The sequence below is a fragment of the Cytobacillus dafuensis genome (genome assembly GCF_007995155.1).
Classification (GTDB): Bacteria; Bacillota; Bacilli; order Bacillales; family Cytobacillaceae; genus Cytobacillus; species Cytobacillus dafuensis.
This window is the reverse complement of the sequence record NZ_CP042593.1, coordinates 2,891,199-2,907,367: the sequence shown is the minus strand read 5'-3', so window position 1 is coordinate 2,907,367 and position 16,169 is coordinate 2,891,199. Positions and strand designations below refer to the sequence as shown.

Here is a 16,169-nt window from a genome sequence, read left to right as displayed (position 1 = left end):
AATTATTTTTCTGTAATTAGTTATATAAAAGAATGTTAGCTTTTTGAAATTCTGATCAATTCGTTGGATCAATTTGCAAAGTCCAAAGCAAATTATTTATTTAGTAAGGTGGCATGCGATATGAGAATAGTCATTGCACCCGATTCATTCAAGGGAAGTTTGACGGCACTTGAAGCCGCACAAGCAATTGAAAGAGGGGTGAAAAAGGCAGTACAGGGAGTAAAAACAGTTATCGTTCCTGTAGCAGATGGTGGAGAGGGGACGATGGAAAGCTTAGTTGCGGCAACTCAAGGCCGAATGGTTGAATTAACAGTTAAAGGCCCATTACAAGATCCTGTTCAAGCAGCTTATGGCATATTGGGTGACGAGGAAACTTGTGTAATCGAAATGGCAAGGGCCTCAGGCATATGTCTTATTGATTCTACAAAACTCAATCCGATGGATGCTACGACATACGGTACAGGGCAATTAATTAAAAAAGCGCTGGATGATGGGTTGCGAAAATTTATTTTAGCGATTGGTGGAAGCGCTACCAATGATGGTGGAATCGGCATGCTTCAAGCTTTAGGTATGAAGTTGTTAGATTCAGATAATCAACAAGTTGGCTATGGAGGCGGAGAACTTTCTGGAGTTATCCAAATTAATGACCAACATTTTGATTCTCGTATTGCCAAATGTGAATTTTTGATTGCAACAGATGTACAAAACCCATTGGTTGGAAAAGACGGAGCATCTCATGTGTTTGGACCTCAAAAAGGGGCTACACCTGAAATGGTAGAGGTTCTAGACAACAACTTACTTCATTGGGCGGATTTGGTTGAACAGAAGACAGGAATTCGATTACATGAGAAGCCTGGTGCAGGCGCAGCAGGTGGAATTGGTGGAGCTTTCCAAGCTTTTTTTCCATCCAAAACAAAAAGAGGGATTGACATTGTTATAGAATATTCAAAGTTAGTAGAACATTTAGCTGGTGCCGATTGTGTTTTTACTGGAGAAGGACAAATTGATTTCCAAACAGCATCTGGAAAAACACCGATGGGAGTGGCAGAGGCCGCTAAAAAGAAGGGAATCCCGGTATTTGCTCTTACTGGATCAATTGGTCAAGGAATTGAAGTTTTGTACCAGCATGGGATTACCAGTGTTTATAGCATTGTAAATGCCCCTATGACTCTTCAAGAAGCCATGACAAGAGGAGCTGAACTGCTTGAGCAGACAGCTGAGCAAGTCATCCGTACTTATATGATAGGTTTGCAAAAATAGAAAAAGCAGGAGGAAAAAAATGTTATTTCTTGTTATAGCCATTGGAGTATTGTTAATTATCGTTGCCACAACTAAGTTTAAATTGCATCCTTTCCTTTCACTTATGTTAGGTGCATTGTTTGTAGGATTTGCTTCTGGTATGCCGCTTATGAAAATTGTAGAAAATATCAATACAGGTTTCGGTGGAATAATGGGTGGTATTGGTCTCGTCATAGTATTCGGAACAATTATCGGGACAATCTTGGAAAAGTCTGGTGCTGCCTTACGGATGGCAGAAGTTGTGCTCCGTATTGTTGGGCCGAAAAGACCACAGTTAGCGATGAGTTTAATCGGTTACATTGTTTCAATCCCAGTCTTTTGTGACTCTGGCTTTGTTATTTTAAACAGTTTAAGAAAGGCGTTAGCGAAACGAGCAAAAGTTGCCCTAGCCTCTATGTCTGTTGCACTTGCAACTGGTTTATACGCAACACATACACTTGTTCCGCCAACACCTGGTCCGATTGCAGCTGCAGGGAATATTGGAGCAGATGGCTTCTTAGGGACAATCATATTAATTGGTTTAATTGTAGCTATACCTGCAACCGTTGTCGGTTATTTTTGGGCGACAAAGGTTGCTAGTAAAATAGAAGTGGAAGATGATGGCGAGGAATTAGACTACGATGAAATTGTTCGTTCATTTGGTAAAATGCCATCGACATTCAAAGCCTTTTTACCAATTGTATTACCAATCATATTAATAGGAATTGGTTCTGTTGTTTCATTTCTCAAAATAGAAGGAAATATAGGATCTTTCCTAAGTTTCTTAGGTCAACCGGTCATTGCATTAATGGCTGGTGTTATAGCGGCTCTTACTTTATTGCCAAAATTTAATGAAGAAACATTAACAAAATGGGTGGCAGAAGCCTTATTAGATGCAGCTCCTATTCTTCTCATTACTGGAGCTGGTGGTGCTTTTGGTACGGTGATCAAAAACTCAGGCATTTCTGAAATGATTCAAGGATGGAATCTTGCCGATTCATTTAGCGGTGCTTTATTCTTACTGATTCCTTTCATTATTGCAGCAGCTTTAAAATCAGCACAAGGTTCATCTACTGCTGCTCTTGTTATTACATCTTCTCTCATTGCTCCATTACTGCCAACAATGGGAATAGAAGGTGCTGTCCCTCTAGCCTTAGTTGTCATGGCAGTTGGTGCAGGTGCAATGACAGTCAGTCATGTGAATGATAGTTTCTTCTGGGTTGTTACCGAATTTAGTGGTTTGAAAGTGAAAGATGCATATAAAGCACAAACAATGGCTACATTGTTACAAGGTCTTGTAACGATAGTTGTAACGATGATTCTGTGGGTATTCTTAGTTTAATAGAATAATATAGACAGAGAGCTTAAGGTGGCTCTCTGTTTTTTTGATATTTATTTTGAGATATTAATCGTTCCATTGCGTGTTTTTTCTTTCTATGATGGAAATGATATATGTGTCAAATTTAGATAAAAGTGTTTGCTGTTGGGAATGGTTGTCGTTCTCCCAATTCTAATTTTTAGGAGTGTGGCTAATGCAGTCTTTCTTATCTGAGGATCGGTATTCACCTACATATAATTGGTTAGTGCAATCCAAAAGCCCATATTTAAAGCAATATGAAAAGAATCCTGTAAATTGGCTTGAATGGTCACTAGAGGCGTTTGAAAAAGCTAAGAGAGAAGGGAAGGCCGTTTTTGTTAGTATTGGCTATAGTGAATGTCATTTGTGCAACGCCATGAAACAAGAATCCTTCGAAGACGATGAAACAGCTAGGCTTTTAAATGAACGTTTTATTACAATTAAAGTAGACCGAGAAGAACTGCCAGATATCGATTCAATTTATATGAATGTTTGCGAGATGATGACTGGCCATGGTGGCTGGCCATTAAGTGTGTTTTTGACACCAGATCAGAAGCCTTTTTATGCCGGAACGTATTTTCCCAAAGAAAGCCTCAATGGTACACCTGGATTTAAGGAATTGATCATACAACTGTATGATCAATTTACAAATAGTCGTGATCGATGAGACTGTCCTTCTTTTCATGCAATTTAAGTTAAAAAAAATCAGATGAAAAATATCCGCTCATGTAAGCACATAAGATTATAAGGTTTTGGATTGATTGGAAATAAAACACAAAAACAACATATAGTGTTAAGTTAATTGAAAAACACTATATGTTGTTGTTTTTGAATCTATCATATTTGAACTTTAAGAGTAAATAGTTTTATTAGAATAATAGAAAAAATAATAACGAAAAAATTATATAGAAAGTTAAAAAAATCCATTAAAAAGCCTGGAAAGATTTGAAAATGATTTTGAGATTAGTTACTCTTAAAAGGAAGGGTAGTTTTATAGCGAAATATAAAAAGATTTGTAGATTTATAAAGAAATATGACAACTTTTTTTACATCTAATTCGTCTAATTAATGAAAGCATGAAAATCAAATAAATGCCTGATTCACTCCACAATCCTCTGAATGAAAAAGGCAGAGATAACCTCAGAAATAATCTGCGATGCTTTCCTTTAATAATCAATGCTTTTATAAAAATTCCTAAATTAATGTTTGTTTTTTTTTACAACAAAGTATGGTCAAGAAATGGTAAGGTGAACCCTCGTGAGAAGAAAACGAAAAAGAAAATCTATCAAAACAAGAACAAAACTGATGCTTTCTATGATGGTGTGTACTTCTTTAGTTTTAGTAAATTTTGATTCTAGCAAAAAGAATGAAACATTAGCAGTTTCTAGTTTGACTCAGCCAATTAACATTATGTATTCATTAATGACAAACAAGAATTTTCAACAATATGATGAAATGAATGGTCCTATACATAACTATTTTCGCAGAATCAATAATAATAATAATAAGCAAATAAAAGTTGAAAAGGATAAAAAAATTAACGAGGGTAAAGAAACGAATATAGAATCTCAAAAGCAAATAGTTAAAAAGGAAACAGTAGATAAAACAGCTGGAGTTAGTAATTCTAATACGACTGAGTCTTCAAATAAGGGAAATAAACAAACGCAAACAATTAAGCAGCAAAATGAATTGAAAAAAGTATATCTCACCTTTGATGATGGGCCATCGGCATATACAAATGATATTCTAGAAACGCTTAGTTCTTATGGAATGAAAGCAACCTTTTTCATGCTTGAACCTAATATGAGAACATATCCAGAAGAAGTAAAGAGTATTATTAACAATGGGCATATTCCGGCATTACACGGTGTAACACATAATACTTCGAAAATTTATAGTTCGGAAAAAACAGTAGTTGATGAGATGACAAAGGCACAAGCAACATTGAAGAATCTCACTGGCGAAGTTACACATCTAATTAGAACACCATATGGTTCTGCACCTTATATGAAGCCTTCCTATAAACAGGCAGTTGAAACGGCAGGGTTTCAATTATGGGATTGGACAGTTGATAGCGAGGACTGGAAATATAAAAATGGGGAATATGTTTCCCACGTTATTTATCAAATAGAGAATTACCCATACCGTGATAAACCAATAATTATTTTATTGCATGATAGAAAAACAACAGCTGAACATCTGCCAGCATTATTGGAATATTTAAAGTCAAAAGGATATGAAGCTGAGATATTAAATGAACAGATGACTGCCATTAATTTTTAAACCATGGGACTCTAGGCTTCCGTTTAGTAACGGAAGCGGAGTTCCTTTTTTATGTCATAAAAGTTAGATGTTACTGATAAGCTTTTATGAGAAAAGGATATAGGGAGGAGATTGTTTGGCTGCTAGCTTTGAAAAAGCTGCTAAATTAGAACATGGATTTTGGCTGCAAGTGTTAGGAGATCATGCCCGATTTATTTATGATTCACTCGCCCCAAAAGAAAAAGAATTAATAGATGAAGCGACTTATTTTATTCAGGTGTTTGACTCTCTTCTTACCAGGGTTGAAGTAGAAAACCTAGTAGAGCTTAGTATGAAGGCAGATGAAGAAGCAAAGAAAATTAGGGATTTTAAGCTAAAGATACTTGAACGCCATCTTGTTGGACAAATTAAGATTCATCTTGGTCCAACATTTATGAATCATATGGTTAATGAAGTGGAAGAATATTTACTTATTTTAAAATATTTAAAGAAAGGTGAGACACCTCCTGTATTTCATGAGCTCCATCATCATTTGATTTGGTTATTGGATGCCGCTGGTCATGCAAGTGCAATTTCACATAATATGGATCAAATTGAAATGAAAATTAAAAATAGGAGCGATAAATTTATAAAGGATTTTGAATCATTTTATATAAAAGCAGTTGAAATGGCGGGATTTCTTCGTTCAAATATTAAATCATTCCCTGCTTTGGAAAGATTTAATAAAGATATTTCAATTGAAATGAAGCTTTTCATGAATTTTTTAAATGAAATTGAGGAATTAGAACTTAGTAAAGAGGCTTTAGGAACATTTGCAGCATTAATGGCTGATCATATGTTTAGAGAGGAATGCTATTATTTAATGAAGCTCGCCGAATCAACTAACTTAGAAAAACCCGACTGTGATCCAACAAAACAGAGGATAAAGGAATAATTATATTTCCACCTGATTAGGTGGTTTTTTATTTCGTTTCAAACATGAAATAAAGAATTTTCAAATATTTATAATGCAAAAGCAGTAGTCTAACATCACGATATATAGGCTGGAAGGATCATTTTGCCTGAAATGGAACGCATGTTCTTTCTTGTGGACAACGATATGGTATAATGAAGAAGCAATAGGGAGTTTTCGGTAAGGGTGGTCGGCTAACCCCGTTGAAAGGGGGTGATGCCTATGACAGTATTCGAAACGATCATGATCATGATTTCATTTTCGAGTTTAATTATTGCTGTCTTGTCTTTTAACCACAAAAAATAGACCTCCCTTGACCTGATAATTGAGGAGAGGTCTAGTCTTTGTACTGGCCGATCCCCTAAAGGAACGACTATTGCAAGTGGCCGTGGGTGCGCCAACACCTGCGGTCATTTTTTTTACTATTTAGGTTTTTCTAATAAATGATTCTTCACCATTAGGATACCATATATGTGTCGGAAAGTCATCTAGAATTATATTATCTCAATCAGGCTTTATAGCCATAAATGTTGCAATGATCGCTATGGCAGTTAGGCCGCTTAGTACATAAAAAAGGGAATTTTCAGCGTTCTTCATCAATATTGCTACAGTCGGAGGTCCTGCAGCAACACCGATAAATCTCATCGAACTATATATAGACGTTATGGTTCCTCTTTCTTCCTTCTCAATTCCACAAGTAATTAATGCATCTAAACACGGTAAAGCAACACCAATACCGATTCCCCCAAAAATGAATAATATGATCATGAACCACACACCGTCCGAAAAACTTAGAATAGCAACGGCAATAGATGTTAGAGTTGAACCTCCAAAAATGATCCATTTCATTAAGACCTTATTTTCTTTAATCACTTTTCCTGTAATAAAGGAAGCAAGGCACAATGCTCCAAGCGGAACAGCAAGAAGGAACCCTTTTTTAATAATTTTTATATCATACGTTTTTTCGAGTACATCAGATAAATAAAAAAGAACTCCAAAGAGGACAAACATCATAATTGCCCCAATAATAAAGATGGCATATAGCCATTTTCCATTGTGGATAAAGGTGTCTTTTATATTTTGCAAAAACTTCTTAAATGGAATGGGCACCTGTCGTTCTTTAGGTGCTTTGATTAAAAGGGATACAAGCAAAATGGAGATTCCACAAAACACTGGAAACGCAAAAAATGGTAAATACCAAATGAATCCAGCTAGAAAGGCTCCAAGTATTGGACTTAATACTTTACCAAATGTATTAGAAGTTTCTATCATCCCAAGTGAACTGCTAATTTCATCATCATTATTAAACATATCCCCAATTAAAGGCATAACGATAGGTGCAGCTCCAGCTGCGCCTACACCTTGCAATGCTCTTCCACAAAGAATAATCCAATAGGCGTCATCTATTTTCCAAGCAGCCCATCCAGATACAATGCCACCGATACCAGCAATAATGAGGCTAGGAATAATAATCTTTTTCCTTCCGAAATGATCGGATAAGCACCCAGCAACAGGAATTAATATAATTGCAACTACTGAATAAACTGTTAATATCATACTTGTTTGAAATGGAGTGATATTTAAATTTTTCTCCATTTCTGGCAAAACTGGAATAAGCATAGAGTTACCAAGTGTCATGACGAGTGGTATGGAAGCGAGTGAAAGAATCGCCCATTTTTGCTTTTGAACATTATCTCTAGACCTTTTTTTATCTGCATTTTTGCTTCCAAATTTTAATTTCTCAACATGCTCCATTTAATGCTCCCATCCCTTAAATATAATCAAACTTAATAATAATATTTGTTTTATTATGTGAAAATAGAACGAACTATTTATGGAAATTTTAAAAAAAGAAATGATTGACTACCTATTTCTATAAAGGATAATATAGGGAATAATATTTTTTCGAGGTGAAAGAGATGGAGAGGAAGATTATTACATTAAATATTGGAAGGCCGAATTTACATAGATGGAATGGGATGACGGTTAACTCTGCTATTAGAAAAAAACTGGTAGAAGAAGTGATGCTGACAAAGGAAGGATTTATTGGCGATGCAGTTGCAAATAGAGAGTTTCATGGCGGACCGGATAGAGCCGTTTGCTTATATCCTTATGAACATTACGAGTTTTGGGAAAAAGAATTTAACAAACCATTGGAATCACCGGCATTTGGCGAGAATATTTGTGTACAGAATATGTTAGAAAAAGATGTTTATATAGGAGATATTTTTTCATTAGGTAAGGCAATTGTTCAAGTTACACAAGGTCGTATACCTTGCGCAGCAATCTCAAAACATAATGATGTGGATCAATTACTGAGAAGAGTTGTTGAGACTGGATTTACTGGTTATTTATTTAGAGTTATTGAAGAAGGCATTGTTGATATAGACTCAAATTTTGAGTTAATCGATCGAAAACAGGAAAAATTTTCAGTCCTCACAGGGAATCATTTAATGTTCCATGATCGAAAAAATCGAAAAGCGATTGAAGAATTCATTCAGCTAGAGGAGCTAGCAGAAGACTGGAAAACTAAATTCACTAAAGCGTTAAATCACTAAAAAAGAATATTTATCCATATTGACTTATTATAAAATTTAGAATACTATAAATATCAATATTAAGTAAGGCGTTGATGAAGAGGAGTAGCCTATACGAACTCTTAAGAGAGCTGATGGTTGGTGTGAATCAGTGTGTGCGCATAAGTGAATGGACTTCGGAGCCCCAAACCGAAATTTATTGAGGTTTATTGAAATGAGTTATTTAGAGTTTTTCACTCGTCTAACCACTAACCTCTATAATAAGTAGGCTTTGGCGAACAGTCTCATCGTTACAAGAGACAGGTATTCAAATGATTTTCATTTCGATACCTGTTAAGTGAGCTAATTTATTTAGCTAATGAAGGTGGCACCACGGGTTTCTCGTCCTTTTTAGACGGGAAACCCTTTTTGTTATTCAATAATTTTAATAGTAAATCGTTGAGTAAGAGTAGTACATTGCTTCTAATCGTTTCAGAGAGCCGGGTTAGGTGAGAGCCGGTACGACGAGGGCAAATGGAATGGACTTACGAGAGGCTTCTTGAAGGAGAGTAGGGAAGCACGGAATTCCACCGTTATAAGGATAGGATATCGATTGCTACAATCCGTATCCGAAAAAGGGAGCAGACTTTATTGCTCTAAATTTGAGGTGGCACCACGATCAGCGGATTCGTCCTCTATACACACTATTTATGTGTGTATAGAGGACTTTTTTTATTTTAAGGAGGGAAGAATCATGAAAACGAAAGATCAAATGTTAATAAAGGAACTTGAAGGAGATACATTGACTCCAATCCTTATCTTTCAACGATTAAGTGGCAAGAAAAAGTTCCTCCTCGAAAGCTCTTTAAAACATGAAAGGTCTGGCAGATTTTCTATTATTGGTGCAGACCCAACTTTTGAGTTGATTGGGGAGGGGAATTCATCCTTCGTTATTTCGGGAAATGAAAAAGAAATGATTCATGAAAAACCATTGGAAGTATTAAAAAAATTATTGCCCGAAGATCATTTACATGCATTAGAGCAATTTCCGTTTTGTGGAGGGGCGGTTGGTTTTATTGGCTACGATGTCATTAGACAATATGAAAATATAGGTGAGCCGCCAAAAGATGAATTAAAAATACCCGATGTGCACCTAATGTTTTTCGAGGAGGCCGTTGTATATGACCATCTTGAACAAAAGGTTTATTTAGTGGCTATCCCATTGAAGAGAAAAAGAATGGAACTCGAAAAGAGATTGGAAAAACGCAGTGCAGAAATTTTTAATGATTTCACAAATAGTAATTCTGGAAAAGCTGCTTTGTCTGCCTTTCAAGCTTCAATGAGTAAAGAGAATTTTATTAAAAAGGTTAAAAAGGCAAAAGAGCACATCTTGGAGGGCGATATTTTTCAAGTAGTACTGTCTCAGAGGCTTCAAGCCACTTTAGAAGGAGACCCATTTGAATTTTACAGAAAGCTAAGAGTCAAAAATCCATCACCATATATGTATTATTTAGATTTTGAAGACTATAAAATTGCAGGTGCATCCCCTGAGAGCCTAATAAAAGTGAATAGCAATAAAGTGGCCATTAACCCGATTGCTGGTACGAGGCATAGAGGAAAAACCGAAACGGAAGACAGCGACTTAGAGAAGGATTTACTACAAGATGAAAAGGAGCTTGCTGAGCACCGCATGCTTTTAGATCTTGGCAGAAATGATATAGGGCGCGTATGTGAGTTTGGTTCCATCCAAATTGAGAAGAAAATGCAAATTGAAAAATATAAACATGTGATGCACTTAGTTTCAGAAGTAAGCGGAAAATTAAAAAAACCTTATAGTGCCATTGATGCTTTGATCGCATGTTTACCAGCGGGTACTGTGTCAGGTGCTCCGAAAATTAGAGCAATGGAAATAATTAATGAATTGGAGGATGTGAAAAGAGGGGTTTACTCTGGGGCTATTGGATATTTTTCAGCAAATGGAAATATGGACTTTGCACTAGCGATTCGAACAATGCTAGTGAAGGATCAGAAAGCCTATATTCAAGCAGGGGCGGGAATCGTGCATGATTCCATCCCAGAGAAAGAGTATGAAGAGACGATTCATAAACTAAAATCTTTTTTGGAGGAACAAGATGATATTACTTATTGATAACTATGATTCCTTTACTTTTAATCTCTATCAATATTTTGGCGAGCTAGGTGAGGAAGTGAAGGTTGTTCGCAATGACATGATCTCTCTGGCAGAAATTACGAGCCTAAAGCCTGATGCGATCGTTTTATCACCTGGACCAGGTAGACCAGAGCATGCTGGTCAATGTCTAGCAATTATTGAATCTTTCCATCAATCAATACCGATATTAGGAATTTGCCTAGGACATCAAGCAATTGGATATGCATTTGGTGCGAAAATAGATAAGGCAAGAAGGATTATGCATGGCAAAATCTCAAACATAAAGCATACCGGTTCGGAATTATTTGAATACATGCCTCAGCCTATCACTGTAATGCGCTATCATTCGCTCGTTATTGCAAAAGGGACCATGCCAGCGAGTTTTAAAGTTCTTGCTAAATCGATGGATGACAATGAAATTATGGCAATTCGACACGAGACTTATCCTGTTTTCGGTCTGCAATTCCATCCTGAATCAATTGGAACAGATCTAGGTAAGCGTATGTTAGCAAACTTTTTACTTATTGTTAGGAGGGAAAGAAATCATGAAAAACATACTAAAGCGTTTAGCAGATCGTAAATCTTTATCAGAGTTAGAAATGAAGGAAGCAATGGATCATATTTTAGAAAATGATGTAACAGATAGTGAAATTGCTGCGATTATGATGAGTCTCGTTATTAAGGGAGAAACAGTAGAGGAAATTGCAGGGATCGCGAAGGCAATACAGGAGAAGTCCCATAAATTTAACAAAAAGATTCCGAATGTTTTGGATAATTGTGGAACAGGGGGAGATGGTTCTAAAAGCTTTAATATCAGTACAACATCTACGTTTGTTATAGCAGGAGCCGGAATCCCAGTGGCCAAACATGGAAACAGGAGCATAACAAGCAGGACGGGGAGTGCAGATGTTTTAGAGCATATCGGAATGAACTTGAATTTGTCACCAGAAAGAATAGAAGAAATCCTCGAGGATATTGGAATCGCCTTTTTATTCGCTCCAAATGTTCATCCACGTATCAAAAAAATTATGAAGGTAAGGAATGATTTAAGGATTCCGACAACCTTCAATTTAATCGGTCCGCTTACAAATCCAGTCAGGTTGGAATCACAGGTGCTGGGTATTTATCGCAGAGATATGACAGCGATATTTGCTGAAGTATTAAAAACACTGGGCAGAAAACGAGCAATCGTTTTGAATGGTGCTGGATATATGGATGAAGCATCTCTTCAAGGCGATAATCATCTTGCTATTCTTGAAAATGGAACAATCACAGAGAAAATTCTGCATCCGAATGATGTTGGATTGCCTACTTACACAAATGATGCCATTAGAGGTGGAGATTCAAAAGATAACGCTGAAATTTTGCTGAAGGTTTTAAAGGGGGAAAAGGGTGCGTTCAGAGACACAGTCCTTCTTAATGCTGGGATTGGCATTTTTACAGGCGGGAAGGCACGAACGATCCAACAAGGTGTAAAAATTGCGGAAGAGGTTATCGACTCTGGTGTGGCATTGGAAAAACTTGAACTGCTAATAAAATTAAGTCAATCCTCCCAGCAGGGGGTGATCTAAATGGCGACAATTCTTGATAAAATTTTAGAGCAAAAAAAACATGAAATTTTAACACTGAAAAAGGAAGCGTTGGTCGTGCCTAATTCCCCTTCAAGAAAGAAATGCTCCTTCTTGGAGCGGCTACAAACAGGCAAAGAAATAGCGATTATTGCAGAATTCAAGAGGGCGTCTCCATCAAAAGGAGATATTAACACCGAATTAGATCCTGTTTCCCAAGCCCTTTCCTATATTAAATATGGCGCAGATGCAATTTCTGTATTAACCGATACACCATTTTTTAAAGGAAGCTTCGCAGATCTAAATTCTATTCGAGAAGCGGTTAATGCCCCAGTTTTGTGTAAAGATTTTATCATTGATGAGGTTCAGATTGTAAAGGCGAAATCTGCAGGAGCTAATATAATCCTATTAATCGCAGCTGCACTAAATGAAGGAAGATTAAAGGAGCTTTACACTTTTGCAGTTAACAATGGGATGGAAGTGCTAATGGAGGTTCATAACGAGGATGAGCTTTATAAAGCTCTACAGGCTGGTGCAAGAATAATTGGAGTAAATAATCGAGATTTAAAAACATTTACAGTTGATTTGGCGGTGACAGAGAGACTTGGCCCTAAAATCAAAAGAGCTGGTGCCTTTCTTATTAGTGAGAGTGGCATTAGAACTAAAAAGGATGTCCAAAGAGTGATAAATGCTGGTGTGAATGGGATTCTCGTTGGTGAGGCTTTTATGCAAGCGAGTAACTTAGAATCATTAATAAGTGAAATGAAAAATTATTGAATAGCATTTCAAAAGAGGTGTAGGACAAATGAAAGTAAAAATTTGTGGCATTACAGATCTCGAAACGGCATTATTTGCCGTCCAATCTGGAGCGGATGCAATAGGTTTTGTATTTGCTGATAGCAAAAGAAGAATATCTCCCGAAATGGCAAAAAAAATCATCTTACAGCTACCCAAAAAAGTATTAAAGGTTGGAGTGTTTGTAAATGAGGTAGTGGAAGTTATTCAAAATATAGTGAATGAAACTGGCATTAATGTCATTCAGCTTCATGGAGATGAAACACCTGAATTTTGCACACAGTTTACTAACCCAGTGATAAAAGCGTTAAGCATCAAAACAACCGCTGATTTACAGCAAATGAAACATTTCTCATGTGAATATTTTCTATTGGACAGTCCGAGAGGCAAATACCATGGAGGAAACGGAGTCGCCTTTGATTGGAGCATTCTTAACAATGTTCAATTAGAGGGGAAGAAAATCATACTTGCTGGCGGTTTAACGAGTGAAAATATTTTGAGAGCCATTGAAATAACCGACCCACACATGGTCGATGTCAGCAGTGGGGTTGAAACAAATGGAAAAAAGGATATAGCAAAAATAAATGGCTTTATAGAAAGGGCTAAAAAACTTAAGGAGGAAGTATTATGACGTCATTAACTTACACATTGCCTGATGAACGAGGGCATTTTGGTGCATACGGAGGCAGGTATGTTCCAGAGACATTAATGCAGGCTGTTCTTGAATTAGAAATCGAATATAAAAAAGCGATGGCAGATCCATCCTTTCAAAGGAGTCTTCATGGACTCTTGAAAGACTATGTTGGTCGCGAAACCCCATTATATTTTGCCCATAACTTAACGGAGCATTTGAAGGGGGCAAAAATTTATTTAAAGCGGGAGGATCTCAATCATACTGGTGCACATAAAATTAATAATTCATTAGGGCAAGCTCTATTAGCAGAAAGAATGGGGAAAAGGAAGGTCGTAGCGGAAACTGGAGCCGGACAGCATGGAGTTGCAACTGCCACTGCTTGTGCACTGCTAGGCTTAGAATGCATGATTTATATGGGAGCTGAGGATATTCATAGACAGCAGATGAATGTTTTTCGAATGGAGCTCCTAGGTGCAAAGGTAATAAGTGTAAATTCAGGGAGTGCTACATTAAAAGATGCAGTTAATGAAGCTCTTCGTTACTGGGTAACAAATGTAGAAGATACTCATTATATTCTAGGGTCAGTTATGGGCCCACATCCTTTTCCAATGATTGTTCGTGATTTTCAAAGTGTAATCGGATATGAAACAAGAAAGCAATTTATTGAGAAAGAAGGTAAGCTTCCTGAAGCGGTTGTTGCCTGTATCGGAGGTGGGAGTAATGCTATGGGAATGTTTTATCCATTTATTAAGGATGAAACAGTTCGATTATTTGGTGTAGAAGCAGCTGGATTAGGGATTGATACGTATAAGCATGCAGCTTCCATGACAAAGGGGAAACCAGGTATTCTGCACGGAGCAATGATGTATTTACTTCAGGATGGGAACGGACAAATTCAAGAAGCACATTCTATTTCAGCTGGACTTGATTATCCTGGCGTAGGACCTGAACATAGTCATTTAAAGGATATTGGCAGAGTACATTATGAATCCATTAAAGATGAAGAAGCATTAGAAGCTTTAAAGCTGCTTTGTCAATTAGAAGGAATTATTCCTGCTTTGGAAAGCTCCCATGCGATTGCCTACGCACTAAAGCTAGCACCTACAATGAATCGTGATGATGGAGTTGTGATTTGTTTATCTGGCAGAGGAGATAAGGATGTAGAAACAGTGAGAGCAAGATTAGGGGGTAATGAGTAATGACCCGAATTCATAAGGTTATGCAAGAATTGAAAAATAATAATGGGAAGGCGTTTGTTCCATATGTTATGGCAGGTGATGGAGGATTACAATCTTTACCTGAGCGCATAACATTTTTAGAAAAAGCAGGTGCAACTGCGATTGAAATCGGCATACCCTTCTCAGATCCCGTTGCAGATGGACCCGTTATTCAGCAAGCTGGATTAAGAGCATTAGAAAATGGCACAACATTAAAAGCAGTCATACAGACCATAGGAGAAATTCGCCCCATTGTTCATATTCCTTTAATCATCATGACCTATATGAATCCTATATTGGCTTATGGAATACCAAAATTCATTGAAGATAGCTTTCGAGCTGGAGTAGATGGATTGATTCTGCCCGATTTGCCAGTTGAAGAGGAGGATATTATTGCTGGCCATGCGGATAAAGCGGGTATTGAGATAATAAGACTTGTTTCTTTAACAAGCCCGCTTGAGCGGATTCACAATATCGCTAACAGGGGAAAGGGATTTCTATATGCAGTTACAGTGAATGGGATTACTGGCGTAAGACAAGGATTTAATGAACAACTTCTTCAGCACTTGAAAAAAGTAAAAAACATAAGCAATTTGCCTGTTTTAGCGGGATTTGGTATTTCCACTTCAACTCATGTACAGGAAATAATTCAATACTGTGACGGAGTTATTGTTGGCAGCAAAATTATAGAGCTTTTTAACCAAGGAGATTTAGATGGGATTGTAGAATTAATTAATGCTGTGAAAACAGTAAAAAACAGTTTAAAAGATTTATAGAAGTTTGATAGAAGAATAACGGACTTGCTTTATTAAACTGTAATCTCCAGTTTGATGTGGGGCAGTTCCAATTAGGCAAGTCCGTTCCGATAATTTTTATTTTACATTCATATATAGTGGAAGCTCAATGTGCCCCATTTCCCGTACATATACAAACAAGTTGCCTTTATGATGTATTTCGTGTTCAATTGCCATTTGCACCATTTGGTGGCCTGTTACATTCATTCCAAATATTTTTGTCATATCGATATCACGATTCAACTCATCTTCTGTCAAGGATTCGAGAAGCTCTTTTGATAATTCTGTGTAATGTTCACCTAATTGTGAAAGATTAAATTCTGGATGCTCTAATTTCTCCATAAAAGGGGATCCATCTCCCACCTTCACCGTTTTAATAAATTTATAATAGGAAGTGTACATATGTGTAACAAGTTTTTCAGTGCTCATTGAAGTTTCAGTTGGTTTATAGGAGTAATTAGACTCCTCGATTTTTTTGACTAATTCATTTGTAACGTTACGGTGCGATAAAAAATGCTTTAAAAGCTGACTCATTTAAACGCCTCCTCGAAAATTAAGTTTCATTAATAAATTCCATCACAGATTATATTAATCCTGCAAGGAGAAATATTCAATATTCCAAAATG

General features: G+C 36.8%; 15 protein-coding genes, 1 pseudogene and 2 other annotated features. Of the genes and pseudogenes, 14 read left to right on the top strand and 2 right to left on the bottom strand.

Annotated features, from left to right (window positions below):
• Positions 1-120: 120 nt before the first annotated feature.
• From FSZ17_RS13755 to FSZ17_RS24130, 6 genes and pseudogenes are all read left to right on the top strand, one after another.
• Positions 121-1,260 carry a glycerate kinase gene (locus FSZ17_RS13755; protein WP_057770983.1) on the top strand — a complete coding sequence of 380 codons (1,140 nt, stop codon included), beginning with the start codon at positions 121-123 and terminating at the stop codon, positions 1,258-1,260.
• A gap of 19 nt (positions 1,261-1,279) precedes the next feature.
• Complete coding sequence (locus FSZ17_RS13750; RefSeq protein ID WP_057770981.1) at positions 1,280-2,620, top strand: GntP family permease; 1,341 nt, start codon at positions 1,280-1,282, stop codon at positions 2,618-2,620.
• Between the two features lie 190 nt (positions 2,621-2,810).
• A pseudogene (locus FSZ17_RS13745) lies at positions 2,811-3,296 on the top strand (DUF255 domain-containing protein); the annotation flags it as partial.
• Positions 3,297-3,892: 596 nt separating this feature from the next.
• On the top strand, positions 3,893-4,918 hold the full coding sequence (locus tag FSZ17_RS13740) for a polysaccharide deacetylase family protein (RefSeq protein WP_057770977.1): 1,026 nt from the start codon (positions 3,893-3,895) through the stop codon (positions 4,916-4,918).
• 115 nt (positions 4,919-5,033) lie between these two features.
• Complete coding sequence (locus FSZ17_RS13735) at positions 5,034-5,831, top strand: DUF2935 domain-containing protein (RefSeq protein ID WP_057770975.1); 798 nt, start codon at positions 5,034-5,036, stop codon at positions 5,829-5,831.
• A 234-nt stretch (positions 5,832-6,065) separates the two neighbouring features.
• Positions 6,066-6,155: a putative holin-like toxin gene (locus FSZ17_RS24130; protein WP_407643410.1), complete on the top strand. Its 90-nt coding sequence runs from the start codon at positions 6,066-6,068 to the stop codon at positions 6,153-6,155.
• Positions 6,156-6,353: 198 nt separating this feature from the next.
• Here the strand turns inward: FSZ17_RS24130 and FSZ17_RS13730 are convergent, their stop codons facing one another.
• Positions 6,354-7,604 carry a bacillibactin exporter BcbE gene (locus FSZ17_RS13730; RefSeq protein ID WP_057770973.1) on the bottom strand — a complete coding sequence of 417 codons (1,251 nt, stop codon included), beginning with the start codon at positions 7,602-7,604 and terminating at the stop codon, positions 6,354-6,356.
• Between the two features lie 164 nt (positions 7,605-7,768).
• Between FSZ17_RS13730 and FSZ17_RS13725 the strand changes: the two genes are divergently transcribed.
• The 8 genes from FSZ17_RS13725 (at position 7,769) to trpA (ending at position 15,525) form a co-directional block, all read left to right on the top strand.
• Complete coding sequence (locus tag FSZ17_RS13725) at positions 7,769-8,407, top strand: MOSC domain-containing protein (protein WP_057770971.1); 639 nt, start codon at positions 7,769-7,771, stop codon at positions 8,405-8,407.
• 62 nt (positions 8,408-8,469) lie between these two features.
• Positions 8,470-8,778, top strand: a binding site (T-box leader).
• A 37-nt stretch (positions 8,779-8,815) separates the two neighbouring features.
• Positions 8,816-9,064 (top strand) — a binding site (T-box leader).
• A gap of 55 nt (positions 9,065-9,119) precedes the next feature.
• Positions 9,120-10,514 (top strand): anthranilate synthase component I, encoded by a 1,395-nt coding sequence (gene trpE / locus FSZ17_RS13720; RefSeq protein WP_057770969.1) that lies wholly within the window; start codon positions 9,120-9,122, stop codon positions 10,512-10,514.
• On the top strand, positions 10,498-11,115 hold the full coding sequence (locus tag FSZ17_RS13715; protein ID WP_057770967.1) for an anthranilate synthase component II: 618 nt from the start codon (positions 10,498-10,500) through the stop codon (positions 11,113-11,115). Before trpE ends, FSZ17_RS13715 begins: the two co-directional genes overlap by 17 nt.
• Positions 11,081-12,106 carry an anthranilate phosphoribosyltransferase gene (trpD, locus tag FSZ17_RS13710; protein ID WP_057770965.1) on the top strand — a complete coding sequence of 342 codons (1,026 nt, stop codon included), beginning with the start codon at positions 11,081-11,083 and terminating at the stop codon, positions 12,104-12,106. Before FSZ17_RS13715 ends, trpD begins: the two co-directional genes overlap by 35 nt.
• Positions 12,107-12,880: an indole-3-glycerol phosphate synthase TrpC gene (trpC, locus tag FSZ17_RS13705; protein ID WP_057770963.1), complete on the top strand. Its 774-nt coding sequence runs from the start codon at positions 12,107-12,109 to the stop codon at positions 12,878-12,880.
• Between the two features lie 28 nt (positions 12,881-12,908).
• Positions 12,909-13,529, top strand: coding sequence for a phosphoribosylanthranilate isomerase (locus FSZ17_RS13700; protein WP_057770961.1), 621 nt, complete (start codon positions 12,909-12,911; stop codon positions 13,527-13,529).
• The gene (gene trpB / locus FSZ17_RS13695) at positions 13,526-14,731 is read left to right on the top strand and encodes a tryptophan synthase subunit beta (protein ID WP_057770959.1); all 1,206 of its coding nucleotides are present in this window, start codon (positions 13,526-13,528) and stop codon (positions 14,729-14,731) included. The genes FSZ17_RS13700 and trpB overlap by 4 nt, the downstream gene beginning before the upstream one ends.
• Complete coding sequence (gene trpA / locus FSZ17_RS13690; RefSeq protein ID WP_057770956.1) at positions 14,731-15,525, top strand: tryptophan synthase subunit alpha; 795 nt, start codon at positions 14,731-14,733, stop codon at positions 15,523-15,525. Before trpB ends, trpA begins: the two co-directional genes overlap by 1 nt.
• 96 nt (positions 15,526-15,621) lie before the next feature.
• On the opposite strand, the gene FSZ17_RS13685 is transcribed toward trpA, so the two are convergent.
• Entirely contained in the window at positions 15,622-16,077 is a 456-nt protein-coding gene (locus FSZ17_RS13685) for a DinB family protein (RefSeq protein ID WP_057770955.1), read from the bottom strand.
• Positions 16,078-16,169: the final 92 nt, after the last annotated feature.